This is a genomic window from Mesorhizobium carmichaelinearum, assembly GCF_900199455.1.
GTDB classification, from domain to species: Bacteria; Pseudomonadota; Alphaproteobacteria; order Rhizobiales; family Rhizobiaceae; genus Mesorhizobium; species Mesorhizobium carmichaelinearum.
The window spans coordinates 46,479-57,641 of record NZ_FZQR01000001.1; the positions used below are offsets into that span (position 1 = coordinate 46,479).

At 63.5% G+C, this 11,163-nt stretch carries 7 protein-coding genes; 5 read left to right on the forward strand and 2 right to left on the reverse strand.

The window, feature by feature from the left end; genetic code table 11:
* Position 1: 1 nt before the first annotated feature.
* The 3 genes from CKW40_RS00195 (at position 2) to CKW40_RS00205 (ending at position 2,893) form a co-directional block, all read left to right on the forward strand.
* Positions 2-826, forward strand: a complete 825-nt coding sequence (locus tag CKW40_RS00195) for a hypothetical protein (protein ID WP_095197957.1) — start codon at positions 2-4, stop codon at positions 824-826.
* A gap of 74 nt (positions 827-900) precedes the next feature.
* Positions 901-1,413 carry a GNAT family N-acetyltransferase gene (locus CKW40_RS00200; protein ID WP_095198456.1) on the forward strand — a complete coding sequence of 171 codons (513 nt, stop codon included), beginning with the start codon at positions 901-903 and terminating at the stop codon, positions 1,411-1,413.
* Positions 1,414-1,507: 94 nt separating this feature from the next.
* Complete coding sequence (locus CKW40_RS00205) at positions 1,508-2,893, forward strand: hypothetical protein (RefSeq protein WP_095197958.1); 1,386 nt, start codon at positions 1,508-1,510, stop codon at positions 2,891-2,893.
* 59 nt (positions 2,894-2,952) lie between these two features.
* Here CKW40_RS00205 and CKW40_RS00210 read toward each other — a convergent pair whose 3' ends face one another.
* Positions 2,953-4,725: an adenylate/guanylate cyclase domain-containing protein gene (locus CKW40_RS00210; RefSeq protein WP_095197959.1), complete on the reverse strand. Its 1,773-nt coding sequence runs from the start codon at positions 4,723-4,725 to the stop codon at positions 2,953-2,955.
* 240 nt (positions 4,726-4,965) lie between these two features.
* Between CKW40_RS00210 and CKW40_RS00215 the strand changes: the two genes are divergently transcribed.
* On the forward strand, positions 4,966-8,265 hold the full coding sequence (locus CKW40_RS00215; protein WP_143748233.1) for an adenylate/guanylate cyclase domain-containing protein: 3,300 nt from the start codon (positions 4,966-4,968) through the stop codon (positions 8,263-8,265).
* Between the two features lie 18 nt (positions 8,266-8,283).
* On the forward strand, positions 8,284-8,964 hold the full coding sequence (locus CKW40_RS00220) for a redoxin domain-containing protein (protein ID WP_095197960.1): 681 nt from the start codon (positions 8,284-8,286) through the stop codon (positions 8,962-8,964).
* Positions 8,965-8,970: 6 nt separating this feature from the next.
* Here CKW40_RS00220 and CKW40_RS00225 read toward each other — a convergent pair whose 3' ends face one another.
* Positions 8,971-11,103, reverse strand: a complete 2,133-nt coding sequence (locus tag CKW40_RS00225; RefSeq protein ID WP_244571032.1) for an SAM-dependent methyltransferase — start codon at positions 11,101-11,103, stop codon at positions 8,971-8,973.
* Between the last annotated feature and the right edge of the window lie 60 nt (positions 11,104-11,163).

Consider the following 11,163-nt stretch of genomic DNA (forward strand, 5'->3'; position numbering starts at 1 on the left):
CATGCAGACGTCCGACAACCCGCCATTTCCAGCAGCCCTGCGCATTTTCTCCGCTGGGGTCATCATCGTCCTGATCGTGGGCGCCGGCCTGTTTTTCGCGCCGGCGCTGGTCAAGCCGCGCTGGCCCTGGCCCGTCACGCCATTCAGCGCCCGCTTCCTCGGCGGCTTCTACACCGCCGAAATGGCGGTGATGGCGGCGCTCTTGTTCTGGAACCGCTGGTCGCCCGGCAGGCTGGTGCTCGTCATGGCCTTCATCTTCACCGTCATCGTGTCGGCGGTGTCGTTGATCAATCTCGGCTATTTCAACTTCGAACGAAAAGCGGCCTGGCTCTGGTTCCTGGTCTATCTTGCCTCGGCCGCGGTATCCGGGCTGTTCTTGTGGTGGGCCAGGACCCGTCCTTCGGCAAAAGGCGTGACCCTGAATCCCGCATGGCGCGGCTACATGTTGGCGGAAACGGTGATCCTTGGGATCTACGGTGTCGGCATGTTGCTGTTTCCCCAGGTGGTCAGCAGCAGCTGGCCATGGCCGGTCGATCCCTTCCACGGCCAGGTCTACAGCGCCATCTTCCTCGCCGGCGCCGGCGGCACATACCTCGTTTGGAAAGGCGCGCCGCGCGAGGAACTGCTGGTGCTCGGCCTGGCGCAGTTTCTGGTCGGCCTGCTTGCCATCCTTGGCCTCGCCATCACCGACGCTGCGGTGCACCGGATCGACTGGACGGCGACCAGGACACTGTGCTGGCTCGCCCTTTTCGGCTGGATCGGCATCAGCGGCGTCTTCAAACTCTACGCCGCCTCCCGCTATTTTGGCTCGCAATCAGCAACATAGGCTGCAGAGATAGCTGGATTTTCAGGTGACGTCCGGTGCATCGTGCCGGGCCGATCGCCTTAGCCGGAAAAGCCATGACCAGCACGACCGAGAAAATCCAGCCGCAGCTCCGCGCCGTACGGCCAAGCGATGCGGAGGCGCTTTGCACCATCTTCAACATGCCGGGCTTCCGCTGGGGCACGCTCAGGATGCCCTTCGAGATGGTGGAGCAGGTGGAACGGCGCATCGCCAAGTCCGGCCAGGAAACCACCTGGATCGTCGCCGAGTTGAACGGCAAGGTCGTCGGCCATGGCAGCCTGGTCGTGCAGGGTTCGCCGCGCCGTTCGCATATCGGCGAGATCAATATCGGCCTTGACGATGCCTTTGTCGGCAAGGGCATCGGCTCTGCCATACTTGGCGCGCTGCTTGACGTGGCCGACAACTGGCGCGCCCTGAAGCGGGTCGAATTGACCGTCTATGCTGACAACGAACCGGCCATCCGTCTCTACTCAAGCCACGGCTTCGAGGTTGAAGGCCGGCATGTGAAGGCCGGTTTTACCGACGGGCAGTACCACGACCTCCTGAGCATGGCCCGGCTGCGGTTCTAAAACCTTGGCTGATCGAGTTGATGATCTAGGCCGGCCGCACCCGGCAAGTCCGGTCTCCCTTGGCGTTTGCAGCGCAAGCGGCTAGACGGGACCGATGACCGCCGTCTCTGACCCAACCCCTACGCCTCCGGTGGAAATTCTGGCTGTGCTGTCGCGGCTCTGCCCGGAAGTCGTGCGCGACATCGAGCTGGACTGGAATGCACCGGTTTCCGATTACGCCCGCCATCTGTGGCGGCCGGTGGCAAGGCCGGCATCGGGCCCGGCGATCGCTGCCCGCTCAATCCTGCGCGAAGTCCTGCATCAGCGCCTCGGTATGATCATGCAGCCTGAGGCGATCGGCAAGGCCCTCGAAGAGTTCGAGCACCGACCGGTGATTCAGTCCGGCCTGCACTGCCTGCTTCTAATGGACCGGATCACCTTCGATGCCCTCCTGCTTGCCTGGCTCGGCGCGGTCGAAAACGGTCTGTCGGCCTTCTTCTGCTTCATGGGTACGACGATGACCATGGAGACAATTGGCAAGGAGGGGCCGGGATGGCTCGATGTCGGCGACGACAAGGTCAACCTGTTTGGCATGGGGCGCCACAAACTGTGCCGTAAAAGCGCCTGCGTGGCCGGTCCCGTCTCCCTCAACAAGCGCGCGCTCGAAGCGGTGGGCGATGAAACGGATGCCAGCCGCTGGCTGGGCACACTGCTTGCCAGTCAGGACAAGGTGTTTGGAACCGCCGCCGATGCGCTGACAGAACTCAATGAGGATCTGGTCGCCAGTTGGGATCGTTCCGGCATGGCCCGGCCGGTTTTCATCGACGATCGGCTCGCCGCTTCCGCCACGGCGCGGCATCTGGAATATGACGGCAGCCTTCTTTCCAGGCTGCTGGTTGAGCCCGCAAGACGCCAGCGTCTCGACCATGCCTTGCAAGAAGCCGCATCGAGCCCTTTCGGCAGGTTCCTGCCCAACACCACGGATTATTTCTGGGGCATTCGCGAGCAGCGCGTGCGCAAGCTCGTCCTTGAGAACGGGCACCTGATCGAATCCGACAGACCGCATGGTCTTTCCATCCCGTTCGAACGGCCGCACCTCAAGCAGGCGCTGCTGGACGGACTGCTGCTGCCGAACCTGTTCCTGACGTTCCTCGTCCTAGCCATATTGCCGCGGGTACGGGTTGTGGGCGGCCTGAGACAGATTGGCTATGTCGCGCTTTTCCATCACATCCTGCTGGCCGCGCTGGACGAAAACGTGCCGGAAGAGCGTGATCTGGTTGCGGAGCTGCAGGTTCGGGAAAATGCCTGGGGCATGCGGGTCATCGATGAAAAGATCTCGGTCCGCGAGCAGCTTGCCAGCCTGCCGGAGGGGGCGCTCTTCCCGGACCTGCTCCGGCAATACCGTTTGCGGACTTTTGCCGAGACGACCGACGACCTGAAACTGGTTCGCGAAAACGCCCGGTGGCGCAAGATCGGCCAAGCACGGACCAAGGCGACCTGAGCCCCACCTGAGGCCTTATTTCAGGTTGATTTTGGTGCGCAGCCGCATGACCTCACCAGTCATCGCACGATAGCGGCCTTGCGGAGGCCGTCGACCATGAGTTCGAAATCGGCAGGGTTCTTGTAAGGCAAGACTTTGCGACGGTATTCCAGCGAATAGTCGGGATTGACGCGAAGCACCTCCTGCCATGCCGCGCGGGCCTCCTCCAATCGGCCCAGATGGCCGTAGCTGGCGGCCAGAAGCGCGCGCGAGACGTCGGTGACAGCATTGCGAGCCAGCCGTTGCAGCAAGAGGTCGACGGCCTCGTCGTACCTTCCCAGTTGAAACAACGCCAAAGCCTGGAAGTGCAGAAGCACATCCGGAAAGTATGGGTTCAGGGTCTTTCCCCGGTCGAAACTCTCGAGGGCCTCCTCGGGTCTGCCCGAGTAATACAGCGTCTCGCCGCGGCAGACATGCGCTTCGGCGAAGTTCGGATTGAGGACCAGTGCGCGCTCGACCTCGACGATGGCCTCATCGTGCCGTCGTGTGTACAGCTTGGCTATCGCCAGCGCCCAGTGCGCCCAGGGATCGCTGTCATCCAGCGTTACCGCTCGCGTTGCGACCTCTTCGGCTTGCGCCATCGATTCCGGCGGTGACGCACCCCACCTGTTCAGGTAATCGACACCGTGCGTGAGGGCAAGGAAAGCGTAGGCAGAGGCAAAGTTCGGGTCCAGCTCGGTGGCACGTTGCAAGAGCTCGCGGGCCGCGGCGTTCGTCTCCTTCGTCAGCCGGTGCCACAGCTCCCGGCCGCGCAGGAAACAGTCATACGCCTCCGTGTTGCGCGGGTGCTCCGGCGCCAGCCGCAGACGGGTGCCATCAGTCAGGTTGAGCGCCAGCGCACCGACGATCTGCTGCGTCACGTCGTCCTGCACGGCGAATATGTCGGTCAGGTCGCGATCGAACCGTTCCGCCCAAAGATGGCCGCCCGAAATTGCATCGATGAGCTGCGCGGTGATGCGTACCCTGTTCCCCGACTTGCGGACGCTGCCCTCAAGCACATGCCGCACGCCGAGCTTCTTGCCCACCTCCTGCACATGGACGTTCTGGCCCTTGAAGGTGAACGATGAATTGCGTGCGATGACGAAGAGCTGCGACAGTTTGGACAGCGCCGTGATGATGTCTTCGGAGATGCCGTCGGCGAAGTAGTCCTGTTCGGCGTCACCGCTCATATTGGCGAACGGCAGGACGGCGATAGACAGCTTGGGCGGCGCTGCCGCCGCCGGCCGGCTCGTCGCGGTTTCCGAGGTCGCGGCCGCTTTGGCCCCGGCGTTGCCGACTTGCAGCGAATAGACCCGGATCGGCTCGGCGATGTTCTTGAGCTGCGTGCTGCCGAGATCGCTGACCGAGAGGTCGAGCCTCGCCCTGACCTGGCGATAGGCATCCTCGGACAGGCAAATGGCGCCCGGCGCCGCGACGCCCTCCAAACGCGAGGCGATGTTGACGCCATCGCCCATCAGGTCGCCGTCGCTTTCTTCGACCACATCCCCCAGATGAATGCCGATCCTGAACTCAATGCGGCGGTCCTGCGGCACGCCGGCATTGCGCTCAACCATACCATTCTGAACCTCGATGGCGCAGCGCACGGCATCCACCACACTGCGGAACTCAACCAGCGCCCCATCCCCGGTGCGCTTGATCACACGTCCGTTGTGCACTGCGATGATTGGATCGATCAGGTCGCTGCGCAGTGCCCGCAACCTCGCCAAAGTACGATCTTCGTCCGCGCTTGCGAGCCGGCTGTATCCGACCACATCTGCAGCCAGGATTGCGGCGAGCTTGCGATTCTCGCTCATGGGTCCGTCTCCTCATCTCCACGATAGCAGGAAGACGGAGGCAAGAGGGAACTTTCGCAAACGACGGCCACGCAGCCGCCCGCATCGGCAGCGCTCTGCCACAGGCCCATGTCGATCGCCTGGTGCCCATTTGAGCTGCCGCTTGCTGGCCGACGTCTATCGGTTCATCCTTGTGGATACGCTGGCCGTGAACTGCGTAGCGAGATCACCCCGTCACGGCCCCTAGTGAGGTCTTGTCCTATGGACTGCTCGGGCTGCGGTTTCGAGGTTGATGGCGGCTTCGCTTTCTGTCCGAAGTGTGGCAGGCGCCAGCCCGTGCCATGCGCCAGTTGCGGCTACCTCTGCGCACCGGATTTCGAGTTCTGTCCGAAATGCGGGACAAGCGTCGGTGCGCCCGCGAAGGCCGTCGAACGGCCTGCTCCGACGCCAAGCCGGACCATTGTGCCGCCGTCTCGAACGCCGTCGCTGCTTGCGAACATCGAAAGTGAAGAAGGACTGCATCCCGTCTCTGAGGCCGATCGCCGGACGGTAACGGTCCTGTTCGCCGACCTTTGCGGCTTCACGACACTCAGCGAGCAGCTCGACCCCGAGGTCATGCAAGCGCTGCAGAACGAACTGTTCAAGGAATTGACGGCGGCCGTGCGAAACTTTGGTGGTTTCGTCGACAAATTCATCGGTGATGCACTGCTCGCTTTGTTCGGCGCACCGGTCGCGCATGAGGACGATCCGGAACGTGCGCTTCGCGCCGCTCTCGACATGATCGCCCGGACGGCGCGGCTCGGCGAAAGCGCCCCCCACTCCGGCACGCCTCTGTTGCTCCACATCGGCATAAACACCGGACCGGTCGTCACTGGCGGATTGGGTATCGGCACCGCCAAATCCTATTCGGTGACCGGCGATACGGTGAATACGGCGCAACGCCTGCAATCGTTGGCCGCACCGGGTGAGGTTCTGGTAGGCGAGCTCACACACAGACTGACCCGGCATGCCTTCTCTTACGAACCGCTGGGTGATGTCGTGCTTCGCGGCAAGGCCGGCAGTGTGCTCGTCCATCGACTGGATGCACCGCTTGCGGCGCCGCGTGCAGCGCGTGGGCTCGAGGCACTCGGCCTCAGCGCGCCAATAATAGGACGTGGCGCGGAACTCCACCGAATGCTGGCGAGCCTTGACCAGGCGTGCGGCGGCTCGGCCCAACTTGTCCGCCTCGTCGGAGAAGCCGGTATCGGGAAATCGCGGCTGGTCAAGGAGTTCGTCGCCCGCGTCGGCGACGAGGATCGTTTTCGCAACGTCGCCGTGCGGCAGGCCACGTGCTCACCGCTGGGCGAACAATCATTCGGCGCCTTGGGCGCGGTGGTGCGCAGCGCTGCCGGGATGATGCAAAACGACAATGGGGACGAAATGCGGGGGAAGCTCGCAGACTTGCTTGCCGATCTTGGCCTGCAGGGCGAAGAAGCGAAGCGGCTGATGCCTTTGCTCTACCATGTGCTTGGCCTTGGCGACCCCGATGCCACCTTGCAGCATGTCGAGCCCGAGCAGTTGCGGCGGCAAATTCTCTATGCCGTCCGCACAATCATCGAACGGCGGCTTGCGTTGTCGCCGCTGTTGATTGTCGTCGAAGACCTGCATTGGGCCGACGCCGTGTCGCTCGAGGCACTCCGTTTCGTGATGGACAGGTTGGAACGTACGCGGTTGATGTTGCTGGTCACGCATCGTCCGGGGCCGGACAACGGCCAGCTCGACTCAAGTCGGGTCAGTCACACAGCGCTCAGGCTTTCGCCGCTCAACAGGGATGACGGACGCAGCCTGCTGGCGGCGCTTCTCGGCGAGAGCTGGGTAAACTCCGCAGGAAGGCTTCTCGACCAGATCCTCGAGCGTGCGGGCGGCAACCCGCTTTTTGTAGAGGAGATCGTTCGCGGCCTTATCGATCGCGGCGCACTGATGCGCGAGGGTCAGCGATGGCGGACTGCGGCGGGCGAAGTCGCAACCGACATTCCCGCCACCATCCAGGCGATGTTGCTTGCTCGCGTCGACCGGCTGCCCCAAGAGGTGCGCCGGTTGGCCCAGGAAGCCGCGGTAATCGGCCCGCGCTTCGATGCCACACTTCTGAAAACCGTGACGGCCGACCCCGGCCGGCTGGAAGCCGGCTGCGAACTGCTTTGCGATGCGGAGATCATCGAGGAAGTTGCCGGGTCAGGCTCGGTCTCGTCGCAAAGCTACCGCTTCACGCAAACATTGCTGCAGGACGTGATCTATCAGAATCTGCTGCTGCAACGCCGGACCGACATCCACGGGCGGGTCGGTGCTGCCTTGGAGCAACTATACGGCGACAAGCCGGAACGGCTCGAGGATTTGACCGTGCTCGGTCATCATTTCGCGTTGAGCGCCGAGCGGGAGAGAGGCGCGCATCACCTGCAGGCAGCGGGCGATCGTGCTCGCATGATATACGCCAATGACGACGCCCTTCGTCTCTACGAGCGAGCACTGACCGCGTTGGGCGCGATCGCGCAAACACCGCTCAAACTGGCAATTGCAGAGCGCATTGCCGATTTGAGCGGCCCGGCAGGCCGCCGCGAGATCGCGCACCAGCACTACGAGACGGTGCTGCAGGCATATCGCGAGTCAGCCGATCGTGTCGCATCGGCGCGCGTTTTGCGCAAGATTGGCCGGCTTCTCTGGGACGTCGGCAAGCGGGACAACGCAGAATCCCGCTACGCCGAAGCGGCAGCGCTCCTCGAGGGAGCGGATGCCCCGGTCGAGCAGGCGCATCTATGGCAAGAGCGTGGCCGGCAGGCGTTCCGCAGCGGAGATCACGCTCTCGCGGCAAAATGGGCGGACGCGGCGCTGGATTGCGTAGGCAGTCTGACAACGGAGCATGTCTCCGAGGTGGGGCGAGATGCCACGCTCGTGACCGCCGAGGCACTCAACACCAAGGCTGTCGCGCTGGCTCGCCTGGGGCGAAACCATGAGGCCGTGCGTCAGGTTGAGCGCAGCATCGAATTGGCCGAAGCCGCCGGTCTGCTGGGCGCGGCCTGTCGTGGCTACACCAATCTCGGCGTGCTTTACACGACCATCGATCCGGCACGGGCGATCGAAGTCTGTCGGCGCGGTCTCGACATGGCGCGCCGTATCGGTGATTTGGGCTTCCAGGCGCGCCTGCTGGCCAACCTGGCGGTCGCCTGCTGTACCTTCACGGATCGCTGTCCGACAGAGGGCGTGCCTGCCGCAGAGAAGGCCATCGAGATCGACCGGGCACTCGACCAGCGCGAGCACCTGCCGGTGCCGTTGATCGTGCTGGGGCAGATCCACCAATGCAACGGCCGTCCGGAACTGGCGGTTGGCCTGTTCCACGACGCGCTGGACGTGGCCCGCGAAACGGGCGAACCCCAACTGCTGTTTCCATGCTATGATGGCCTGGCAACGCTTAATCTCGACCTCGACAACCTGGCCGAGGCCGAACGCTACTTTTCCCTGGCGCAGGATATATGCGCCCAGCACGGGCTCGACCCGGAATCGCTCGTGGTGCTGCCTTTTCTCGACTAGCCGGGATTGGAGGTTGAAATGTCCGCGCCTAGTGACTTGGTACCGCTTCAACCGGGTGACCGCGCGCCGAACGTGGTACTCGACGCCATTACCCAGGAAGGCAAGATCGCCCTCGACGACTTTCGTGGACAAAAGCCGGTGCTGGTCGGCCTGTTTCGAGGTCTGCATTGCGCGTTTTGCCGGCGCCATATAGCCGCCCAAGCGCGGCTTGATCCGGAGCTGCGCGAAAAGGGTGTGGGGAGCCTGACGGTGGTCAACACGCCGATCGAGCGGGCGCGTCTCTATTTCCGCTACCACCCGATGCCGAATCTGCTTGCGGCTTCCGACCCCGAACGCGCTTCACATCGTGCTTTTGGACTGCCCAATCTCGAATTCACCGAAAACGAGACGAACTGGCCGTACAAGGTCGCGATGGCAGCGGCAAAGGGCTTGCGGGTCGACATACCAGGCGTGCTGCCCGGCCCAATGGATCCTTTTGCGGCCGGCGAGTTCCTCGAGAAGAAGGACCCCTACGAAGTGACCGAAGCCGACGAGCAGATGATGGCAACGGGACACGGACAACTGGTCGGTCAGTTCCTGCTGGACCGGCAGGGGATCGTGCGCTGGAGCTTCACGGAGGTTCCGGAGGGCGGGCGATACATGTTTGGGGCGCCAAACCCACGGGAACTGATGTCGGCCGTGTCGCAAGTCGCCCAGTAGACAAGTTCACCGTTCATCGAGCACGGCCTCGACAATGGCAACAAAGTCATCGAGCGAGCGATCCCCGCGGATCTCGATGCGTGGAAGGTCGATGGGATCGCCATCGAGGCCCGCCGGCCCGTGTCTGCCGCCGAAGCCGATCCGGTAGCCGCACTCCCTGGCCAGCCGGCCAAGCCGTCGGTCGGTGACAGAGAAGGGTGCCGCGAACGCCGTGGTCGGCCGGCCAGCCCACCGTTCGATGAACATACGGGAGCGCAGGAGCTCGGCGGCCAAGTCAGAGCTCGACAGACCATCGATCGCGCGATGCGTCGCCATATGGCTTCCGAAGAAGGCACCCTCGCCGGCGAGGCGTCGCACCGTCTCGGCGTCCATAAGCGGCGTCGGCGGACCGCTGTGGGCGTCCCACCGTGCACTTTCGCCCACCAGGTCCGTCACCAGGAACACTTCCGCGGTCAGGTCGTTGGCGCGCAAGATCGGCCAGGCATGGTCGGCAAAGTTCTGGAAGCCGTCATCGAAGGTGATGAACACCGGGCGGCCAGCGAAAGGCTCACGGTTGGCGATGGACCATTCCAGCTGCTCGGAGGCAATCGCGTGAAAGCCGTTGGCGCGCAGCCATGCCATCTGGCTGCCGAATAGGGCGGGCGTACACCGAAAACGGGCGAGCGCGGCCGGACCATCATCGGCGATGCTGTGATACATGAGGACAGGAATACGCTGCCGCCGCTCGCTGCGGGCGACGTCGCGGCGCAAGGCCCGCGCCCCGCCCCAGACGATTTTTCGCGCGACCCCGATTTCGATGGGCGCGCGGATTGGCACATGATCAATCCTCGGTTCCGCCGCCACCTCGTCTGGTGACAGGCGGCGGAAGCGGTCTATGCGATAAAGCTCGGTCTGGATCGATTGCTCGAGGACGAGGCCTTCGGTCGCTGCCAGTGCCTCTGAGATCGCTTGTGCACCGAATGTGTTCCAGTCGAAGCCCGTCCTTTCAACATTGTCACGCAGCACGAATGCATGCGCGCTGATGAAACTGCCGCCAGGCGCCAACGCCTCGGCGAGTTTTTTGGCGACGCGCCGCAACTCGGCGAGATCATCCAGGTAGTACAGCACTTCCGAACAGACGATCAGATCCATCTCGCCCGGCAGCGTATCGGCAGAGAAATCCAGTACGCCGAACTCGACATTCGGCTGATCGCCGCATCGCGCCCGCGCCCGCCCGATGGCTACGGCCGAGATGTCAGTTGCGGTCAAATGGCCCACTCGCGGCGCCAGCTGCCGCGTGAAGTGGCCCTCCGCGCAGGCCAGCTCAAGCGCCCGTCCGATGGCACCAGCAGGCAGAATTTCGAGCTGCCGCTCATATTTTTCCTGCTCATAGGGAGAACCGTACTTCCAGGGATCCTCGGTCGCGAAATGGCGATCCCAGAACGACGTGCGATCCTTGTCGTGCGCATCCGCGGCCAGTGTCCGGCGCCGCGCGGGAAGAGGCTCTATAGGCTCGGCACTCGACCGGACCAGCTCCTGCGCTTGTGCGGCCAATTGCGCGAGTTTGGCGAAGTGGCTGTCCCGATCAGACCGGTGTTCAAGCCGCTCAGGGGGCACGAAATCCGGGGTCAATTCAAGCCAATGACGCCTTGTGACAGTCCCGAGTGCGCCGAACTGCACGCGGGCCTCTGTCTGGCCGTCCATCATCAGCCAGGCGTAGATCTGATCTACCCCTTCCGGAAGTTCGGTCGAGGTCGGATTTCGAGCGTCGACGCGAATTCCGAGTGTCAGTGCTAGTCTGCGCGGCTCGGCAAGGTCGTCGGAGTCGAGAAGCATTTGCTCAAGCTGATACTGGACGCGGCGACCCGCTGCGAGATCGCCCCAAATCTTGCCGAGTTCGACGATCAACTCGGTGATGGCCCCGCCGAACCTGTCCCACCTGGCAGCCAATTGCGCTGGCGCCGACTGGCTTCCGACCATAAGGCCATCGAAGATCACCTTGGCGGCCTTGCGCACCCCTTTCCGCCCTGCCGGCAGCGCGCGCAGGGACTGCGGGTTGATCGGGCGCGAGCCGCTGCCGCAACCCGACGCGGCATTCCACAACGCGGTCCACGCAAGGGCTTCGGAAGCGCTACCGCCGTTCGCATTATCCTTGGCCATCGAGCTTTCGTTTTCTTCGGCAAGAGTCGGCGAATGTCAAAGACGGATGACGGCATCGGC

What these genes read in the sequence shown, in the direction of transcription:
- CKW40_RS00210 (WP_095197959.1), bottom strand. Translation starts at nt 4,725, where the DNA reads ATGAGCGAGAATCGCAAGCTCGCCGCAATCCTGGCTGCAGATGTGGTC.
- CKW40_RS00225 (WP_244571032.1), bottom strand. Translation starts at nt 11,103, where the DNA reads ATGGCCAAGGATAATGCGAACGGCGGTAGCGCTTCCGAAGCCCTTGCG.
- CKW40_RS00195 (WP_095197957.1), top strand. Translation starts at nt 2, where the DNA reads ATGCAGACGTCCGACAACCCGCCATTTCCAGCAGCCCTGCGCATTTTC.
- CKW40_RS00200 (WP_095198456.1), top strand. Translation starts at nt 901, where the DNA reads ATGACCAGCACGACCGAGAAAATCCAGCCGCAGCTCCGCGCCGTACGG.
- CKW40_RS00220 (WP_095197960.1), top strand. Translation starts at nt 8,284, where the DNA reads ATGTCCGCGCCTAGTGACTTGGTACCGCTTCAACCGGGTGACCGCGCG.
- CKW40_RS00215 (WP_143748233.1), top strand. Translation starts at nt 4,966, where the DNA reads ATGGACTGCTCGGGCTGCGGTTTCGAGGTTGATGGCGGCTTCGCTTTC.
- CKW40_RS00205 (WP_095197958.1), top strand. Translation starts at nt 1,508, where the DNA reads ATGACCGCCGTCTCTGACCCAACCCCTACGCCTCCGGTGGAAATTCTG.